This is a genomic window from Bacteroides mediterraneensis (assembly GCF_016900355.1).
Taxonomy (GTDB): domain Bacteria; phylum Bacteroidota; class Bacteroidia; order Bacteroidales; family Bacteroidaceae; genus Phocaeicola.
Genome location: NZ_JACJKA010000015.1, coordinates 14720 through 35572, shown reverse-complemented (window position 1 = coordinate 35572; position 20853 = coordinate 14720). Strand labels below are relative to the sequence as shown.

The window sequence follows — 20853 nt, the reverse complement described above, 5'->3', positions numbered from 1 at the left end:
TGAACCAGGAAGCCAACTCCTGATTCGTATTAATAAGGATTCAATGGCATGACTGCAAGGCTGAATCCTCTTTTGACAGGTATTCCGTATCAAACGGCCTGCAACAAACACGTTGCTGCCTCTGCAACTTATTGTTCATTAAATTCTATTTGAAATTATGAAAATTAGTTATACCATTCCACCTCTTACTTTTTAAAAAGCGGCGTATTTTACTAATTTAATTTGAACCGGCAAAATTTTCCACGAAATATTTTCTCTAAAAGTGTTTAGTCTTGGCGTTAAAATGCTATATTTGCAAGGTAGAATGTAAATTCGCAGAAAAATGAGTTACATAAAGCTACCCATGAATCTACATGCTGCTGTGGACGGAAGGCTAAAACGCTGTTCCTATGAGGAATCCATAGCACAGCAGATAATGCTTCTGATCGTTTCCCATCATGGAGAAGTGGTTGGACGGGAAGATTACGGTTCTGCTATTTGGGACTTGGAATTCAATCAGTTGGTGAAGATTAATGAATGGGAAGAAAAGGTTCAAGTTTCTTTAATAAAAGCTATTCAGCTTTATGAAAAGAGATTGAAAAACGTCAGTGTAAAAGTTGTCTTATCAGAAATAGAAGATGAGAACAAGAAGAACATACATGTACGACGCAAGGCACAGATTACGGTAACCGGCAACATCGTTTCTACAGATTTGCCTTTCCATTTTAATACACTTGTATATATCAGTCCGCTTTCACAATAAAACATAAACAGATATGGCAGATAAAAAGCTGATTGAAATAAAAGAACGCATATTGAAGTATGCAATGGAACTGTGGGGCATTGAGGATGCCAAGAATATGGATCCAGTCGTTGATTTGCTGCTGGATGTGTTCGCCTATGAATCGGCCAGACTCCATAACGAAATCGAAGAATCAGACTCACATATCCTTTCCCGTTTGTCCCAAATACTAACAGGCGACAAATGGTCTTTGCCTACACCGGCCCATGCCTTGATGTCCATAAACCCCAACCGAGGTGAAATGCGTCTATTAGATGCGGAAGATCATTTTTACGCTGAAAAATACATTTTTGGCAAAGGAAACACCCAAGTCTTTTTTACTCCCCTTTTTTCATATCCGTTAGTGGATGCCCAATTGCGTATGACCGTTTTTGGCAATACAGTCAGGGAGTATAAAGACAAACAAACTTTTTCCTCGTCCATCCTTCAACATGATAAGGAAACGCCGTTTGATACCCGTTCCATCTGGCTGGGAATAGCAATTAGTGATGAACAACTGCAAAAGTTGCAGGACCTCACACTCTGCATTATCCCTAAAGACCTGTCTTTACTCGCTTTTTTGAAAGCTCTTCGATTTTGTGATTACCAGGGAAAGAATTTGTCGGTACACATAGGACTTGATGTAAAAGACCCATTCAATAATGCCCATTATTTTGAAGAAATCAGACGTTATTACAATGATTATTATTTCAAAGTAGAAGTAGCGAAAGCAACGAAAGCATTCTTTTCCCTCCAGCAAATGCTTCCAGATTCAAATCCTGTCAATGAAAATGTGGATACGACTGTAAAACTTTGGTGGATAAAGATAGAATTGCCGGAAATCTTCAATTATGACAATATAGGGAATTTGCAAATTTACCTGAATACCTACCCAGTGGTGAACAGGCAATTGGTTTATAAGCAGCATAATTTCTCCAATAGTGGAAGAATCATACCGCTGCCATGCCCTAAAGAATGTCATTTCCTCAACATACGCTCAATACAAGATAATTCAGGAACGGAATATGTCAACCGTCTCCAGCAATATGATGAACATCCTACCGGCGTTTTCAGTCTCTATTTCGGAGATCTGGAACGGTTTGATTCTGATGATGCGTCATCATTGATATCCAAAACATTGCAACGCATACGAGAAGACGGGAATGCCTTTGCTGCCATGAATCCTGACATGCTTGCGACCCAGCTTCAAGACTTGTCTGCAAAGCTCAAAGAGTTTGAAAAAGATGTGGAATCGACAGATACGGACAAAGACGGCCGAAAGCAACGGGTCTTTGTACTTACTGTTCCCAAACCGGAAGCAAGCAGTGCAGAGATTAAATTCTGGGTAACACTCGGTGAATTTGAATGTGAGTTCAATGAAAGGACTTTTATACAACAATTCAATATAGACAAATACGATGCAGGAAGTTTCCAATTCAGAACACCTGTTCAAAAAGGAGTTGTCCATACTGAAGAAACAGACTTAATAAACAATCTGAGATACGGTCTGGTCAGCCGCGACAGAATTGTCTCTAAAGAGGATATACATAATTATATCTTGCATAAAATTGGCAGCAATGTCAAATCTATAGAGTTTAAGGATGGTGTAGAGATGGCACCAGAGAAGAAAAAAGGTTTCGTACGAGTTATGCAGATTGAAATCAAACTGGACGGGAACCATACGTATTCTGATTTGTCACCACTTGCCCATTTCCTTGAAACAGATTTGACAGAGCGGTCGGTATGTAATTCATCTTATAAAATAATATTCTTATGAAAGAAAGCGATTATAGTCCCAGTTTGCTCGTAGCCATCAGAACAGCCCAAGCAATGGCCCGGCACGAAAGGCAAAGCACCTATGGTGTACCGCATCTCGTTTTGGCTATGCTGACAGGAGATACGGGGCTAAAAGATATATTAGCATCCATGCAGAAGGACGTTGCATATATTCTGGAATGGTTTGAAACCCATAAAGAAATGTACTCATCACCGGAAAGTGATTCTGACTCCCCCAGTCCGGATGAAGAACTCTCCAAAGTATTAGACGAGGCAGAACGCTCCAAGATAAAGCTGGGATTCGACCAAATTGATGCACTTTGCGTGTTTGCAGCCATTTCAAGGGAAGGTGTCATTTATTCCCACAATCAGATTGAAATGCTGGGAGTCAGTGAAGAAGATATACTCCAATTCTATAATGCTTCCACTTCCGTACTTTCCTACCAAGGAGAAGAAAATCAAGTGCTGGCTTCTGTCCCTTATGCGGACAATCTGAAATCGGAAGCTATCATAAAAGCCGGAGAAATAGTTATCGGACGCGACAAGGAAGTACGTACTATGCTGGAATGCCTTGAACGGTCTGAAAACAAAGGAATTATGATTGTAGGCGATTCGGGCATTGGTAAAAGCGCCCTCATCCAATCCTTTGTCAAGGAGATTTGCAGGAATCAAGATGAAATGCTGCAACAGTTACCGATTGTCGGTCTGAATGCAGCCAAATTGCTGGCCGCCACCTCCTCTGAGAATGAGATAGCACAGAAAATTGTGGCACTCATACATAAGCTGGAACAGTTGGAACAAGTTGTGCTGGTCATAGACGATCTGCATGTTTTGTTGGCAAACGGACATGGGGGCAAAAGCGATGTTCTGGTCAACATTCTTAATTCGCAAATCAGTGAGGGACAGTGCAACCTAATACTGACAATGACAAACGATGCCTATCGCAAATACATCGAAAAGCATTCTATCGAAAGCCGGTTGGATGTCATAAAAATAGAAGAGCTGGATGACTCCACCTTGAAAAGCGCCCTGCGGCTTCATCAACAAAAGATCGAAGAACATTACGGACTGAAAATCGCGGACAATTGCATTCCAGATGCCATTCAATTATCCAAACGATACTTTAAGGAAAAAAGCCTTCCTTCTGCCGCAATAGATTTGCTGGACAGGGCCTCTGCAGCAGTGCGCCTCTGCAATAAAAACGTAAAATATATCATTGAGAGATTCATTTCGGACTTCAATAAGCTGAAAGAAAGCGGAAACTGGGACGAATCAGCTTTATACCTTCTTTATCGCACCATATTCAACAAGACCAGCGTTGTACTTACTACCAAGCTTTCCGTAGCTTATACCTGGAACAAGGATGACAGCGACGAGACAAAGCTTCAATGGCTGGAACGGATTCTTTCCGAACTTTCAATTCTGGCTTCCCGCAATATCGAAGAGGTCACCGGTGCCGAACTGGAGGCAATCGTAGCTGAAAGTACCCATATCCCTATCGGAAAAATACAAGCCCGTGAAAAAGACAGACTTTTGGGTATTGAGAGTAAGTTACAGGAACGGGTCAAAGGACAAGGACGGGCCATATCCACTCTTTCCGATGCTATCATAGAATCGCGCAGCGGATTGAGCGATCCTAAGAAACCTATCGGTTCCTTCTTTTTTCTGGGTCCGACCGGCACCGGCAAAACTGAGTTGACCAAATCGTTGGCTGAACTGTTATTTGACGATGAATCAGCCATGATTCGTTTTGACATGTCCGAGTTCAAGGAAGAACATTCAGCCGCCTTGCTTTACGGTGCTCCTCCGGGATATGTAGGTTATGAAGAGGGAGGTTTGCTTGTCACCCAAATCAGGCAAAAGCCTTATTCAGTCGTGTTGTTCGATGAAATCGAGAAGGCTCATTCCAGCGTATATGACGTATTCCTCCAAATGATGGATGAAGGGAAGATTCATGACAAACTGGGACGTGAAGGAGACTTTTCCAACTCCATAATCATCTTTACTTCCAATATCGGAAGTCAATGGATTGTAGATCAGATACAAGCCGGACATACCCCAACTTCTGCCAAATTGATAGAAGTGATGTCACAATATTTCCGTCCTGAATTTTTAGGCCGATTGACTGAAGTCGTCCCCTTTTCTCCCATTAACGAGGAAATCGCACAGGAAATATTCCTGTTGCATTTTTCACGTCTGCAAGAACAACTGTTGAAGCAGAAAAACATACGTCTGGACCTCTCGGAAGAAGCATTGCAATATTTGTCAAAGAAAGGATTTTCACCCAAATACGGAGCAAGACCGATTGCCGGCGTCATACGAACTTATATAAAGAAAAACATATCCAAACTGATTGTCGCTGAAAGCGTCAAACCTGGAGACAAAATCATTGTTAACTTAAAGAATGAAGAGTTGGTATGGGAACTTCTGTAGAACAACGGAAAGACAAGATCACCCGACTGAAACGAAGCAAAGCTGGTGATTATGTAGCGGAAATCTTCTTCGACGAATTACAGTTTGTCCTGAACGAAGACTTGCTGGAGCATATCCTTGTGGTATGCCACGGCATGAATACCCGTGTAAAATCGAAAGATGTCCTGAATGTTTCCTTGCGCTATTTTCCCACTACAAATTCACATAAAGAATTTGTCACTTTGCATCTTGCCCGCAACAGCATGTATCACCAGCTGCCTGAATTCCTGTTCCATCCTCTGGTTATCAGTATGCCCGGCATGAGCAACAAGGAAATCGTGGACGCCATCCGGACCAACAAGAAGCAAGAAAGGGAGCAGATAGCCTTTTTTTCTTTTTTTGACACGGCATTCTTCAAGGAACATGTCAATATCATCAATCGACATTTGAATTTCTTTTCCAATCCGATATCCAGGCAGAACCTGAACCGGGCAATCAAAAAACTTCAAAATGTCCCCTTGTCCATTTCCTCTTATGAAAGGTACAAGTTATTCCTGTTTTTGTGCCAAGCGGAAAAATACAAAGAGAACCTGCCTGCGATTGAAAAACTTTTTGCCATCGTACTAAACCTGGAAGTTTCGCTCAGATATGTACCACACTACATTACAGCTCCTATTTATCAACCGGTCGGAAAAGGCGTTTTAGGTTTTACAATCGGATTGAACGGTAATATCCAATGTGAAGAAGATAACCTGGAAGCGGTTATAAAGCTCAAAGAACATGCGGATGATTATGCTTACCTGAATCAGTTGGTATCGACAGTAACCGCTATTCTCAACTTTTTTATTCTTTCCATCCGGAACATAACTGTAAAATATGTTGTTCTCAATGATTATGGCTGTATATTGGGGAAAAACCGTTTGGGATATGATACGAATCTGTAACGATAAAATTTTATAGACTATGGAAATGTTAGTGTCTATTTTTGCCAAATACCTGCTTATGCCGCTGTTTGTGGTTGTCATTCTGTTTGTTCTGAACGGAATGAGGACGCTCAAACGCAAGCTGAGCATGAAGAAAGCAATCATATTCATCTTGATTGCCGCTCTGATAATGGCTCTTCCCTCCTTGTTTGGGCTTTTGCGCAATGAATTTGTTTGGGGAGGGTTAATACTTACCGTACTGAGCTATATCGGTTTAGGATTTATTTTGTGGAAATTTACCAAAAGCAACCTGTTCAAATCCATTGGTATTGACAAGTCAACCGTAGGGACAATCTTATTGCTGATTGTAACAGGGCTATTAGGTGGCTGGATATATTATCTGGTGTTTGAACGAATAAGCAAGCTACCTTATGTTCTCTGGTGTACCCTGAATGTATTCTGGTTCATTGTGCCTTATATGATTATGTGGAGCAAACAGTTGTTCTCACTGATTCCACCTCCTATTTACGAACCGTGGGAACTGAATTTAGGAACTTTTGACCGGAATTATTGGGACAATATCGATAGTTATAGTTCCAAGTCCGTAAAAGTAAAAATCAAACGTAGGCTTAGTGACCGTTCTTACGTTTCACTGGTAGTCCGCTTGCCGGACGGGATCTCTTTGGGCAATTGGTTCAACTGGTTTATCGAAGACCAAAACAGGCGTTATCCACAAAATAAAATCGAAACCGGTGATGCCAATAACAAAATCGGATGGACCTTCTATACGTCCAGAGGCTTTAATTTCCCTTTCCTCATCCGTATATTAGATCCGCTTAAAACCAGCGAGCAAAATAAAATAAGGAACAATCGAACCATATATATACGCCGAGTAAAAGTCGAAACAACAAACGAATAGTAAATGAATATTACAATATATGAATAAGATAGAACACTTGCCTATCAATTGGGCAGACGGTCTGAAATTGAGAGCCGAACATTTGGTGGAGAATTATTTCAGTATTCTCGAATCAAATTACCGAACTGTCAGCCAATCCCTGACCAACTACAATTATGGTCTGGGAGATGCCCTGGAAAATTCCGGAGAAAGTATTGAAATCGAAATCAGCGGAATGACCGTTGATACCTTATCCGTACATTTGAAATCTTGTAATGCATTGACCAGAAGCGGCATACCCATCCTGTTTTATGACGGATTGTATGGGGACTACATACCTTCAGCCACTATGGCAGCCAACGGCTACTCCACCATTGGCGACAATGCATTCTATATTCTTGTCTCCGTCAATCCCTATCGGTTGATTCCCGTAGGAGAACCAGATCCTGACGAAGTGCCACTGCGACATCCGAATGTTTTGCCTGAAATCGGCATGCACCTTGTTCCGAAAAATCAAGTCAACAAGGCGTTTTATAACAAGAATTTTCTGATTGTCGGTGAGATCCAGACACAAGGGAACTCTTTTTCAGTCAACAGGCAATATATACCGCCTCTGCAAAAATCAGCCTATCACGATGGTGTAAGAAGTTTTCTCAACCAACTGAACCATACGCTTCATGCTATCCGGGATGACATCCGCTTGATTTATAACCGGAACATATCCGATAAGCGCAGGGATATACTGGCCAACAACACATTCGTTCTCTGTGAGGCTTTTAACAGCTTCTATGACAGCCGTATATTCTATTTGGAACAGATTGCAGAAGAGCAGCCCCCTATATTTATCGTACAAGCCATCAACGAACTGGCAAACAAGCTGGCTTCCGCCTTGCAGACCATTTCAGAGACCGAACGAGAAGAATTGCTGCAATACTACTATGAATGGACGGATATCACTCCTTCCGATTTTATGCGAGACATGGAAAATGTCGTATCCTTGAAATACAACCATACAGAAATCATTGATTCGCTAAATGTATCAGGGGCGTTTATCACCCTTCTGCGCAAGATGTTCCATAAGATGAGCGAACTGGAATATATCGGTCTGGTACGCGAAAACATTGTTATGGGCGAAGAACACAAAACTCCCCTTTCACAGCAGAAGAAAAAAAGATGGTTCTTCATGGAATGACAATATAATAACCTTAAAATTAAAGAAGAATGGAAACTCTAAATACAGACGACCGCAAGCAGAAAAAGGCCATTTTCTGTTTAGTGTTTTTTATCACCCTTCTGTTAACAGCACTTTGCGGGAGCGCATCTATCGTCACAGCACAAAAAGGAATTTCGCTCCTTAAAGAAAAAAAAGCAGAATACGATGAAATGTTCAAAAAACAGGCCGAACTGAATTTCCAAATGGAAGAGCTTTTCAAAGACCTGAACAATTTGAAGATGAAGCAGCGCAACACGAGCGAGCACAAGCATATGCAGCAGCTAATCACCCGAAAAAGGCTGCGCATGGAAGATGAAATATCCCTGATTGAATGGGGGAACTATGAGATATACCAACAAATGCTTGAGCAAATCAAGGTCATTCAATCCACCATGGACAACCTTGACCGAGAGAACAAAAAGCGTGAATCCAATATGGAACAATTGGAAAAATGCCGTATGAAATATCAGGAACTAACCAAACAACAATCAACAAAGCCATGACAAGAGACGAAACCATTTGGACAAACATACGTTTTACCTTGCTCCTTGTTTTTTCGGTAGCAGTTATCTTCATATTGCTGGTCAAATACGTTTTTGATGTACCGATGGAAGAAAGTTCAGACTTAATCAAGGACATCAACCATTCTGAAACGGTATTCGAGCAGCAAAAGGAACTTGCTGAGAAAGCCGCCATCGTATGGAGTGAAGTCGATTCACTGGACTTCAATGTGTATCAAGTGCAGCGTATGGATGAGATTAAAGGTGAAATATCCTCGCTCAGAGATATTTATATCAAGAACAACATGAATTCAAAGTTCTTTTTCAGCGTATTATCTTCACGGACATTGAAATTTCAATTTGACATCCGGGAAGAGCTTAACAGTGTCATCCACAACAACGAGCTGATAGAAGAAGATTTGGAAGAATGTAAAGCAAACTTATAACTGATATGGACGATAAAAGAAAAATAACGATTATTGCTTTGGGCGTGCTGGCAGTTTGCGGCATTCTCATCATCCTGTTGTTGCCCTCAAAATCTGAATTCAGCCATATAGACTTCTATATTTTTGACTCCAATGACAATTATCACTATGAGGTGAACGAACGTCTGGAGTTGTTAGTCAACGATACAACAGCGATTCAAGGCAAGAAACTCTTATGGCAAATGGGTAACGGCGATACACTGATGAGAAGCAAGAATGTGGTATACGCCTATAAGAAACCAGGGAAATACTTGATAACCCTCAATGTCAATGACGCTTATTCCATCAGCAAATACATCAAAGTAGTTTCCGGAACGGAAAGAGCAGCCATTGATTCCGTCCCGCACATCTATGGAGTATCCGAAGGATACCAAGGAGAAGAACTGGTATTTGCGGCAGAAGGGTATGGTATGGACACCTGGCTATGGGAATTCGGCGAAAGCGGCACGGTCGATGCATACGACCAGCAAGTTGTCTATACCTACGAAACCCCGGGCGAATACACCATTCTCCTACAGACCAACACCACCAAATACCCTATCAAGCATCCTATCACCATCCTGCCACGCTTTGAGAAGGTGGAAGAGATGGTTGTGGTGGACTCTTTGACTTTGGCCCAGGACGATATCCGAAAGCATCTGCAAGCCATTGCGGACGCAAAGGTCTCCCAGCGTTCGGTCTATTATGAACATACCAATTATATCCGCAATAAATATTTCTGCATTCCGGCAGACCAAGTGGCCGTTGTGGTCAATGGAGAAAAATACAATGATTTTACGGGATATTGCCAAGGGCTTCATTTCCTCGAAAGCAACAATAAAAAACGGGTGCACATAGACGAAGTGCACATTGACAATATAAAGTGTGTATCAACAATACAGGTCACTCAAAGCTATATGGAACCATGATACGATTATATAAATATATCCATACAATATACATGCCGCTCGTCGTACTGGCCGCATGCGCGTCTCCCTTATCCGGTTTCGGGCAAGTATCCGCATGGGACAGAATCCGGATTGTCGGTAGAAACAGTTTTAATTATGACATCGATGCCTTGAACCCTCCAACGTTAAGGAAAAACCGTTCCAGCCTGGTCGTTTATTCGGACAGAAATAACAATCAGGCATACGAAGACCCCTATTTCCAGCGAAAAGCGAAACAGCAAGAAATGGGTACAGCCTATTACGTCATCGGTGAAGAAAACGATAACTATGAATTAGTATGTGCCGATCCGGGTATTTTGGGCAAACCCAAGATCTTTTTCAGTTTTCTCCTCAATAAGAAAAGGCATTTCAAAACACCAGAATCAGTGAAATACGTAGGCTGGATACCCAAAAACAACCTCCTGGCATACAGCCATGCCTTTGTGGACGAGAAAAACAATCTTCCCATAAAATACCGCATAGGAATAACCCATCCGGGAAGGCTGTTCAATCTATCAAAATATTTCAGAGGCGATACCCTAACCGTCTATAACGAACCATTCCTGAGAAACAAAATAGCCGGAGGCTTGCAAAACGGCCAAATCGTTTATGTCTATAAATACGACCCAAGCGGACGTGCCGCCTTGGTATCGGATTGTCCGTCTTTGGAGGACACCTCACGGAAAATACTCGGCTGGGTACCTGCCGATTTCGTAGCCAAGGCTGGGCAACAACAGACATTTTTACTTCATACAGACAATTGGCGCGATTCCATACCCGGAATACAAAACCTGGCCGATACTTTTTACATTCATGAATACGATCTCCAATCGAAAGCCTTATTCAACTATCAAGGCAATACGACTTGTGAAGGTGATGATACGGAAATCAACTTTCCCGTAGCAGTCTGGAACCGTCACTCCAATAACCTGATCAATATCAAAGGCGGAAATATTCCGGCAAGCGATATCCGGCGTATGGAAGCAGAGCATTCACAAATCAACATCCATTTTCTATTCTTTGACGGAGACAGCCCACAAGCAAACAGATTCAGCAATACACTTCAGAACCTAAAGTTGAAGCTGTTTCCAGAAAATTCATACGCTTTTACAGCCACCCTCATTTCGCCCGACGGCAACCGTTATTCTTCCCTTACTTCCGGCTTTGCTGAATGGCTTAATTTCATCAGTGATGCCACTACCCATAAAGAGCGGCTTCCCCAAGCGGACCAAGCCGGTCTCAATCCTGCCCTACAACATATTCTGGAAGCTGTCGGAGAATCAGCATTCAGTAGAAATATTTTTATCATTCTGGGCAGCAACCAAGACTTAAACATCCGCAAAGACATTGTAAGGCATATCGCAAAGAAATCGGGCAGCTTCCTATTCGTCCAGACAAAACGCTCTACGGATAAGCCTTATCAAGACTTTATTCTGCAAGCCAAATCCATTCAAAGCTATTTTTCGGAAGCTTATGTCGATTTTATCACCAATTACATTGTAGACGACAATTTGGTGAAACCAGAATTCTTCCAAAACGTAGCTATGGAAGATGCCAATATTTACCTGTATGATGCCCCGGCAAACAGCCTTTCCGTCGGAGGAATCATTTTCCCCAAAGGACGAGGAATGTTACAGAACACGTCACTCGACCTGGCTCTGGACTCTCTTCACTCACAAATCCGCCAGGTAGACCAAACCTTGTTGAAATCCTTACATTTTTATGAACATAAAATCGGCACCCTCCGTAGCAGTCCGACCAAGGGAATAGAAGAAATTCTTGCACGCTCAAGCCTGTCTGATACCCTCCCGTTGACCAATATCAGTCGCAACAGCATCCAAGACACCTACTATATCCGGTTGTCTGTTCCCGACTCTATATTGACCCGATACAAGAACGGCTATTTGTTCAATGCTTCAGAACTCGAAAACCTTTTGCAGAGATATAGAGGACTGCTACCGGAATTCACTGACAGTATCCGTAAAAAAGAGTTCCGGGTACTCCGCAGAGTTTACAGGAAACAACGGAGAAGCATTAACAAGGACTTTCACCGTAAGGTATTGAAGTTGAACCCAACCGTTGCAGACCTCTTCTACTACCGGACAGGCATCCAAGCCAATGAAGAATTGCTTCAGACATTGAAAATTCGCCGTCTGAAGGTACGCAAGTGCAAAAAGAACGGCTTCCATGAAACATATTCGGTGCTGGTTGACAAGATGAAAAAACTGGAAGATCTATACATGCAAAATGAATTTGAAACGGTAGATTTATCAGGAGATACTTATTACTTTATACCCAAACAATTCTTATTATAATGAATATGGAACCAACAAAAGAACAATTGCAAGAAGAAATAATGGAGATATTGTATCAGAAAAGCCTCCAAAAGCCCCTTTGGGTAACATGTTCGGAAGTATATTGGAACATCAAGAATATCAAAGTCAGCGAACGCAGCGTGCGCGAAGCGTTGGACTGGCTGGTGAAGAACGATGTTGTCATTTGTCAAGCCGAAAAATACCAGATCAGCAAACGAGAATTTATAGAAATGTCCGAGCGAAAAAAAACAGAAACAGATCATCCAGTTTCCCGGCAACCGGAAACAAAATATGCGAATACTTCGCAACAGGCGGAACATGCCCCTTCTCTGCGAACATCGCACAGCAGGAACAACCTGTTTTTCGTTATCATCGCACTTATCGCTTTCCTGTTAAGCGGAATCCTTATAGGCATTTTGCTTTTCAATCATTATGCCAAAGACGAAAATATCCATTCTGTTCCACAACTACAAATCACCCAAGAAGCAGACAGCATAACACTATCCAGCCTACATGTACGAGGAATGGGATATATACAAGAAGAATACACCTTAAACCAAAATTTCAAGAACTTATCCCGTTCATTGAATGAACAGCAAGGCATTAACCAAGAAATTTTAGCCCAGTTACGTGTCCAACAAGAACAGATAAACTCATTGATGAAATACAATGAACAGCAAGCTTGTGCCATTGAACAGTATCAAAGACAGATACATATCTACCTGTGGATATTGGGAGCAGCCGCACTTGTGACCAGCTCGCTCCTAATAGCCTGGTATGGTCGGCGCAATTAAAAATTGTGCGCCTGATATGTTAAATAGAGCAAAAATAAAAACCGGGAATTGGATTTATGAATTCAATTCCCTATATTTGCGATTAGCCGAGATGACGTTTTATTTTCCTTCTCTTTCTCCCATAAATAAACCAGATCGGTGAGTAAACAAGAGGGAATTTCAAAACAGTCATTTTGAAGTTTTCTCTTTTTTGTTTCAATGGGGATTCCAACATATCCAGCGCAAGAAAGAGAAGTTTCATTTGTTGTTTTAACTTAAGATTAATATTATGAGTTCATCTGGAGGCATATTAGAATTTATAGGTTCAGAATTCAACGTATTATACTTGAAGCATGAGCCCAAACACCCGACTGATTCTAAGGATCCAACTTCTACAGCAGGAACCATTCAGGTCGTCATTGAACCCAATGAGAAGGTGGCTCTTATAGAAATCATACTGACCGCACAGTTCCGTCCGATGGAAGGCAAGATCCTTTACAAACTAACGGATGAAAGGGAAAAGATGGAAAAGTTCGTTTTCAAGAAAGCTTATATAACCAATTATCATACCGTTGAAGCCGATGAAAAGCTTCCGAAGGGAATCTCCATCACCTTCTCAGCAGAATCCATTGATAAAGGAGAAACGGAATCAAACATAGACCAATAGTTACCCATAAAATCCCTTATTATGTCCACAGAAACGAGTTACTTCGACCAGGTGAGCGCTCAGCTCGAATCGACGGTGGGCGCGCAGGTGTCGGGCGTGGTGTCGGGCGTTTCCGAAAACGCCGAGGCGGGCGTCTCCCCGTCGGTGAACGCCCTCGACACGGGCCTGAAGGCCGCCGCCGCGCTGGGCGGGCTGGCAGACGGCGTGTGCGAGGCCGCCGCCGTGCCCGTGCTGGCGTCCCTGGGACTGAAGGGACAGGCGTGCCTGCCCGTTTCCAAGCAGCTCGACCCGGTCATCGGGGTGGACATACACCTGGTGAACATCCCGCCCGCCACAAGCGTGCCCATGCCGCACCCCTACATGGGCGTGCTGCTCTGCCCGCAGGACTTCCTCACGGCGGCCGTCTGCTCGTACATCCCCCCGCCCGGCCCGGCGTCCGAGGGAGGGGACGCGGACGCCGCGAAGCTCGCCGGGGCGGGGCACGCCGCCCTGACCATGGCCGTGGGCATGCTGGGCGCCACCGTCAAGATCGGGAGCTTCATACCCCGCGCCGTGGCCTCGACCCCCACGCGGAGCATCCCGCACGTGCCCATGGGCGCGGGCTTCGCCGCCAACTCGCTCCCGATACCCAAGGACAACGGGCACGCCTTCATGGGCAGCCTGACCGTGCTGGCCGACGGGCTCCCCCTGTCGGGGGGAGGCGCCCACCTGCACCTGGACTGCAACGACCTGGGCATGGCGAGCGTGCACAAGGTGCCCGGACGGTTCCTCCCCACGGGGGTCATCAACCCCATACCTCCGGCCAGGCCCGTCCTCACCAGCCCCGTGCCCGTGCCGCTGAACCCCATGGCTGCCGTCTCGCGGAAGTGCATGGGGGCGTTCGGAAGGCTCTACAAGAAGAAGACGGAGAAGGCCGCCATGCGCCTGCACGACGCGGTCAACAGGAAGATAAAGAGCGACTCCCTGAAAGGGATGCTCCACAAGACCATCTGCACCGTCACGGGACACCCCGTGGACGTGGCCAGCGGGACCTTCTTCACCGACGAGGAGGACTTCTGGCTGGACGGCCCGGTGCCCCTCTCGTGGGAACGCACCTGGTACAGCCGCAGCGAATACCGGGGTCCGCTGGGAAACGGGTGGCACCACGCCTACGACATGGGCGTCGTGGCCGGGGACGGCACACTCACCCTGCGCATGGCCGACGGCATCCCCGTGGCCTTCCCCCTGCCGACAGAAGAGAAGCCCTCGTTCCTGCCCTCCGAACGCAAGGAGGCACGCCGGGAGAAGGACGGGTACTGCGTCTGGGACCTGGACGAGGACCTCTACTACCGGTTCACACAGAAGGAATACGACTCCGTCCGGCTGCTGGAGAGCGTCTCGGACGCCAACGGCTTCGCCATACGCCTCGCCTATGACGGGAAGGGGCGGCTGCAGGGCATCACCGACAGCGCGGGCCGGCACCTGAGCGTGGAGTGCGACCCGGAGAGCGGACGCATCACTGAGATCAGGGGACCGCACCCCGAAAACGCGGGGGAGGAGATTATGCTCGCCTCCTACGAATACGACGCGGACGGGAACCTCGTCTGCCAGCGCAACGCCGTTGGCGACGCCATGCGCTACGGGTACGCCGGGCGCCTGATCGTGAAGGAGACCTGGCGCAACGGGCTCAATTGGTTCTTCGAGTACGACGGCACGGAACCCGGCGCACGCTGCGTGCACACCTGGGGGGACGGGGGCATCTACGACCACAAGCTGAAATACCTGGACGGGGTTACCGAGGTGCTGGACAGCCACGACCGCCTGACGGTGTACCGCCACAAGAACGGGCTCGTCTGCCGGAAGACCGGCCCCACGGGGGAGGAATACCGCTGGAAGTACAGCGTGCACCGCCGCCTGCTGCGCGAGACGGACGCCGCCGGAGGGGCCACGCGCTACCGCTACGACCGCTGGGGGAACTGCACGGACATGTCCGGTCCGGACGGGGGGAGCGTCTCGGCGGCGTTCTTCCGGAAGGGCGGGCTGCGCAACCGGCCCGTGTCCGTGACCACCGCCGACGGCGGCACCTGGACGTTCGCCTACGACGCGAAGGGCAACCTGACGGAACGCACGAACCCGGAAGGCGCGAAGACCCGGATACGCTACGCCGGCGGCCTGGCCGAAAGCGTCACGGACCCCTACGGCGTGGTCACCCGCCTCTCCTACGACGCCATGCACAACCTGACGGGGGCATCCGACAGCCGCGGCAACGCGTCGGGCTACCGCTACGACCTGCTCGGCCGCTGCACGCGGGTCACCAACCCGAAGGGCGCCGTGCAGGAACGGCGCTACGACGATGCCGGGCGCGTGACGGAGGTGGACGACTTCGACGGGAACCATATACGACTGAAATACGACGGGATAGACAACCTGCTGGAATACCGCGACGACCTGCAGACGGTGGAGTACGCCTACTCGGGCATGTGGAAGCTGACGCACCGCAGGGACAGCCGCGGCGTGGTGGCCTTCCGCTACGACCGGGAGGAAAGGCTCGTGCATGTCGTCAACGAACGCATGCAGCGCTACGAGTTCGAGCTCGACGCGGCCGGGAACGTCATAGCCGAGACCGGCTTCGACAGGGGGCGCAGGACGTACCTGCGCGACCGCGCCGGGCGCGTGGCAAGCGAGACGCTGCCGAGCGGCATCGTGCGGGAATACGGGTACGACAACGCGTCGAGGGTCACGAGGGTGTCCTATGTCACCACGGACGAGCCCGACCAGACCTACCGCTACGGCATCTCCGGAAGGCTCGCGGAAGCCGTACGGGGGGAAAGCCGCGTGGAGTTCGCCTACAACGCGCTGGGACTGCCGGTGACGGAAACGGCTGACGGGGAAACCATCACACGCACCTACGACAAGACCGGACGGATACTGTCCCTGCAAAGCACGCTCGGGGCCAACCTGGAATACATACGCAACGGGTTCGGGGAACTGGCGGAGTTCCGGGCCGGGGACGGCATCGGGAGCGGTGAAATGCCGTGGAAGTCACAGCACCGCTACGACACGCTGGGCTTCGAGGTGGAACGCCTGCTTCCCGGAGGCGTGATGCGCAGCTTCGGGTATGACGACATCGGCCGCCTGGTGGACGCGCGCACGAGGAAGGACGCGCGGACACGCCACCTGCGCCGCTACCGCTGGGGCAAGGCGGACCGCCTGCTCGCAACCGAGGACAGCAGGTACGGGACGACACGGTACGGGTACACCCCGAACGGACAGTTGGAGCATGCCGGGTACGGGGACGGGACGGAACAGTGGAGGAAGAGCGACAGCCTGGGAAACCTGTATCCAGACCCCGACTGCACGGTAAGGCGCTTCCTGAAGGGCGGGGCCATGGAACAGGACGGGAAATGGCACTGCGAGTATGACAAGGACGGAAACCTGACGGAACGATACATCGGTACGGGAAGATGGCTGGACGGAAAGAAGGAGCACTGGAGGTACCGCTGGAACGCCGACGGCTCGCTGGCGAAGGTCATACGGCCAGACGGGAAGGAAGTGGCGTTCGAATACGACGCGCTGGGAAGGAGGCTCTCGAAGAGCTGCGGGACGGCCGTGACGCGCTGGATGTGGAACGGGAACGTGCCCCTGCACCAGTGGAGGCAGAAACGAAGCTATTCGCAGAAGGAGGATGCGTGGCTGACGGAAGAAGAACGCAGGGAACGCACGCTCTGGCTCTTCGAGGAGGAGTCCTTCGTACCCGCGGCCATGATAAAGGAAGGCAGGGCCTGGTCCATCGTCACCGACCACCTGGGCACGCCCACGCAGGCGTATGACGCGGAGGGCAACGAGGTGTGGAGCAGGACGCTGGACATGAACGGGGAGGTCGTCGAGGAGACCGGAAATGTCGGAATGATACCGTTCCTCTTCCAGGGGCAGTATTATGACCGGGAGACGGGGCTGGCGTACAACCGCTTCAGGTATTACTCGCCGCAAATGGGGATGTATATCTCGCAGGATCCAATCGGACTGGCTGGAGGAATACTCAATCTGTATGGGTATGTTGATGAGACTAATGCATGGATTGACATATTGGGACTTGCTCCATGGGGGCGTGGTAATAAAGCATTTAATGATTGGTGGGATAAAGCTACAGTATCAGATATAGAAGCAAATATTGATGCTGTAAAAGCTCACTTGAGAGGCGGAGGTGGAATGCACGAGATGTTTCCTGTTCATCTTGCTCCAAAGTTAAAAGAACTTGAGTTTACAGCATTAGAACTTAAGAAGATGGTTATTCCAACAAAAAATATGCAGATTAGAATTGGTAGAAATAAAGGATTTCACCATCGTTCTTCTGCCAGTTCTATTTTTCATCAAATGCTTGCTAATGCAATAACTAATGCAAAATCAAAACAGCAAGCTCAAAATGAAATTGAAAGACTGCATAATAAACATGTAGTAGGATATTCTAATAAAAAATAAGTTTTATGAATAAAATAATGATTTGGGTTGGTCAATTTAATTCAGAAGTTGATTTCGAAAAATATATGGATCAATCAGCATTTTATAATTGGTGGAAAAAATATGACGAAGACAACAAAGAACTTTGCTGTCAATTCTGTAAGGAATTAGGAATAATGAGCTATGACGAGGATTTCCTCATTATGAAATATGCTTCCAATGGAATGAATGAATTATTAAATTTAATACCTGCTGAAACTTCTAAAATACATGAAGCCATTGAAAAAGCAGGAATATCACAGTGTAATGCTGTAATATGTTACAATTGTTCTTGTGGTATTTCTCCTCAAAAAGCGAAAAGAACTGTATCCATGAATTATCTTGGCTCTTATAAGTTTGAACAAAATATTGAAGGTACCGTAGGTTCATTAGCCGGTCTTGAATACATGATATGGATAGGTAAAACTGAAAAGAGCCGAGAAGAATTTATGGAATATTTCAATCAAGATATATATATGAAAGAGTTGGAGGCTTATAATTCTTGTCAGACTAAGAAACGTCCAAATCCAGAACACCGATGCCAATTCTGCAAAGATATTGACATTAAGTATTACTATCCTGAATTTTTAAAAGTAACAATTATAGATCATCTAGAAGATCCATTCAAGATGGTAAGAAAAATGATAGATAATAAACTTATCCCTGACTGGTCAATAGAAATTGATATCAAAGAATATGATATAAAGCCTGCGAATTGCATATTTTGCTATATTCCAAATGGATTTAAAGATAAAAAAAAGAATCAAAGAATTTTCATCAAAAAGAAAAATTATGATTCCTATGAAACTCCTAAAAAATATGTAAATGAACTAAGGAGCTACAATGGAATCAACTATTTAGAAACATATATAGCAGAATAGAATTAAATCTATTATGGCGGACACAGGATATTTCGACAGCGTGAATGCGAACCTTAAGACCGGCATAGGTGCGCAGTTAAGGGTATCTCGGAAGGCATCAAGGCGAACTCCGACACTGGCGTGTCACCGTCCGTCAACGCCCTCAACATGGGCATCAAGGCGGCAGCCGTTATCGGTGGACTTGCCGACGGCCTGAGCGAGACGGTCGTACTGCCCGTGCTCAGATTGCTGGGGATGAAGAGACAGACCAGCCTGCCCATATCCAAACAGTTCGACCCGATCATCGGGGTGGACACACATCTAGAGAACATTCCGCCAGCTACGAGCGTACCCATGCCACGTCTGCATGTCGGCTTCCTGATGAAACCAGAGAACTTCATGGCCGCGGCCATATCCTCATACCCCATCCATGAAGAAAAGAAAGAGATCGGCGACGCGGATCCTGCAAAACTGGTAGAGATAGGTCACACGGCACTGACGATGGCCGTGGGCATGCTGTGCGCCACCGTTAAGCTCGGAGGATTCATTCTGAAAACCATGGCTTCCACACCCATACACAGCATACCCCACGTGCCGATGAAACTATATTTGTCGCCAATTCGCTCCCTATACTGGAGAACAACGGATAAACTTTCATGCAGTCTGAAAATACTGGCAGTCATTATATGATTTTGTCATATAACAAAATGATATTTGTTACGGTAAACAAGACGCTTATGTTGATAGTTAGACCTTCAAAAATCGACATAAAGAAAGAGCAATCTATAGAGATCTGGCACTATATTTAGATATAAAACCTAAGTAGTAACACAAGAATTATAACAAGAAACAGAAAAATATCTGAAAATTAGCATAATACAGAAAAAATAATTATCTTTGCAGCCCGAAATATAAGATTGCTTACTATGAGTCGCCAAAATTTAACTGCATGGTGATTATTTTGAACTATATGCCTTATCCAGCAGATGATTTTCATAAGTTGGCGATTCTGTTGAATGTATGCTTTTGAAAAGGAAAAATATTGCTGTTGAGCAGAAAGGATTATTGGAAAGGCTTGCTGCTTGTTTCTGCCTCTCCCTACAAAGGAGAGGCAGGAGAATTTCGCATTGTTTTTAGCAAACCTTTTATGATAGATAGATATGTGCAAATTGAGAAGAAAATTACTGTTATTTGATTATATTGTAGGAAAGATTGTTGATTGGCAAGCTCAAATAGACTGGCAAAAACGATACAATGAATTGACACGTGCTCAAATAAATGAAATATTGGCTACTCTGTCGGGAAAAAGATTAATGAAATTATTGTATTTTATTTGTTTAAGTAGTGTCCATGAGGATACTCAAAAAAGACAAGACTCTCTGTTTGGAATTTTTGATAGATACATTGCAATGGAAAATGGTCCTGTTGAAGATTCTGTTTATCACAATCGTGGTATTCTTTTACGTTATACATTTGACAGCGAACTAAAATTATCTGACAAATATCAGGAACATTTTAAATTCAACTATCCAGATGTTGATGAGAATGCATACAACAAATCTGATATATATCGAGTAGAAATTTTGAATGAACAACTACAAGACCCTAAGAATAATAAAGAAACTGACGAGACCAATTTGATGCTATATGCAAAAATGGTAGATAAAAGCATAGAACATTTGCGAAATAAAAAAACTTTTCCTTTTGAGGATAAGGAATTATTAATACAAATGACTCATGAATTACCATTATGGAATAAATATATTAACAAAAACGACACTTGCATCCAATTAGATAACATTGAAGAATTAAAGTATGAACGTCATTGCTTCGATGAACTATTAGGATAATTATATTTATATTTTATCA

Annotated in this window: 16 protein-coding genes; all 16 read left to right on the top strand. The window is 45.5% G+C overall.

Annotated features, from left to right (window positions below):
- Nucleotides 1-322 precede the first annotated feature (322 nt).
- The gene (locus H6A28_RS09250) at nt 323-742 is read left to right on the top strand and encodes a GPW/gp25 family protein (protein WP_204430092.1); all 420 of its coding nucleotides are present in this window, start codon (nt 323-325) and stop codon (nt 740-742) included.
- Between the two features lie 13 nt (nt 743-755).
- Complete coding sequence (locus tag H6A28_RS09245; protein WP_204430094.1) at nt 756-2537, top strand: type VI secretion system baseplate subunit TssF; 1782 nt, start codon at nt 756-758, stop codon at nt 2535-2537.
- Nucleotides 2534-4969, top strand: a complete 2436-nt coding sequence (locus tag H6A28_RS09240) for an AAA family ATPase (protein ID WP_204430096.1) — start codon at nt 2534-2536, stop codon at nt 4967-4969. Before H6A28_RS09245 ends, H6A28_RS09240 begins: the two co-directional genes overlap by 4 nt.
- Nucleotides 4954-5892: a hypothetical protein gene (locus tag H6A28_RS09235; RefSeq protein ID WP_204430097.1), complete on the top strand. Its 939-nt coding sequence runs from the start codon at nt 4954-4956 to the stop codon at nt 5890-5892. Before H6A28_RS09240 ends, H6A28_RS09235 begins: the two co-directional genes overlap by 16 nt.
- Before the next feature lie 19 nt (nt 5893-5911).
- Nucleotides 5912-6790: a TssN family type VI secretion system protein gene (locus tag H6A28_RS09230; protein ID WP_204430098.1), complete on the top strand. Its 879-nt coding sequence runs from the start codon at nt 5912-5914 to the stop codon at nt 6788-6790.
- A gap of 19 nt (nt 6791-6809) precedes the next feature.
- Entirely contained in the window at nt 6810-7961 is a 1152-nt protein-coding gene (locus H6A28_RS09225; protein WP_204430099.1) for a hypothetical protein, read from the top strand.
- A gap of 29 nt (nt 7962-7990) precedes the next feature.
- On the top strand, nt 7991-8485 hold the full coding sequence (gene tssO / locus H6A28_RS09220) for a type VI secretion system TssO (RefSeq protein ID WP_204430100.1): 495 nt from the start codon (nt 7991-7993) through the stop codon (nt 8483-8485).
- Nucleotides 8482-8928 (top strand): type VI secretion system TssO, encoded by a 447-nt coding sequence (gene tssO, locus H6A28_RS09215; protein ID WP_204430101.1) that lies wholly within the window; start codon nt 8482-8484, stop codon nt 8926-8928. Before tssO (H6A28_RS09220) ends, tssO (H6A28_RS09215) begins: the two co-directional genes overlap by 4 nt.
- Before the next feature lie 5 nt (nt 8929-8933).
- Nucleotides 8934-9875: a PKD domain-containing protein gene (locus H6A28_RS09210; protein ID WP_204430102.1), complete on the top strand. Its 942-nt coding sequence runs from the start codon at nt 8934-8936 to the stop codon at nt 9873-9875.
- Nucleotides 9872-12208 (top strand): type VI secretion system protein TssR domain-containing protein, encoded by a 2337-nt coding sequence (gene tssR, locus H6A28_RS09205; protein WP_204430103.1) that lies wholly within the window; start codon nt 9872-9874, stop codon nt 12206-12208. The genes H6A28_RS09210 and tssR overlap by 4 nt, the downstream gene beginning before the upstream one ends.
- Nucleotides 12209-12213: 5 nt before the next feature.
- Nucleotides 12214-13002 carry a DUF5457 domain-containing protein gene (locus H6A28_RS09200; RefSeq protein WP_204441043.1) on the top strand — a complete coding sequence of 263 codons (789 nt, stop codon included), beginning with the start codon at nt 12214-12216 and terminating at the stop codon, nt 13000-13002.
- 268 nt (nt 13003-13270) lie between these two features.
- Nucleotides 13271-13648 carry a type VI secretion system tube protein TssD gene (gene tssD, locus H6A28_RS09195; protein WP_204430105.1) on the top strand — a complete coding sequence of 126 codons (378 nt, stop codon included), beginning with the start codon at nt 13271-13273 and terminating at the stop codon, nt 13646-13648.
- A 21-nt stretch (nt 13649-13669) separates the two neighbouring features.
- Nucleotides 13670-18106 (top strand): DUF6531 domain-containing protein, encoded by a 4437-nt coding sequence (locus H6A28_RS09190; protein WP_204479919.1) that lies wholly within the window; start codon nt 13670-13672, stop codon nt 18104-18106.
- 5 nt (nt 18107-18111) lie between these two features.
- Complete coding sequence (locus H6A28_RS09185) at nt 18112-19005, top strand: immunity 22 family protein (protein WP_204430855.1); 894 nt, start codon at nt 18112-18114, stop codon at nt 19003-19005.
- Nucleotides 19006-19152: 147 nt separating this feature from the next.
- Nucleotides 19153-19674 (top strand): hypothetical protein, encoded by a 522-nt coding sequence (locus H6A28_RS09180; protein WP_204430857.1) that lies wholly within the window; start codon nt 19153-19155, stop codon nt 19672-19674.
- 479 nt (nt 19675-20153) lie between these two features.
- Nucleotides 20154-20834: a hypothetical protein gene (locus tag H6A28_RS09175; RefSeq protein ID WP_204430859.1), complete on the top strand. Its 681-nt coding sequence runs from the start codon at nt 20154-20156 to the stop codon at nt 20832-20834.
- Nucleotides 20835-20853 lie beyond the last annotated feature (19 nt).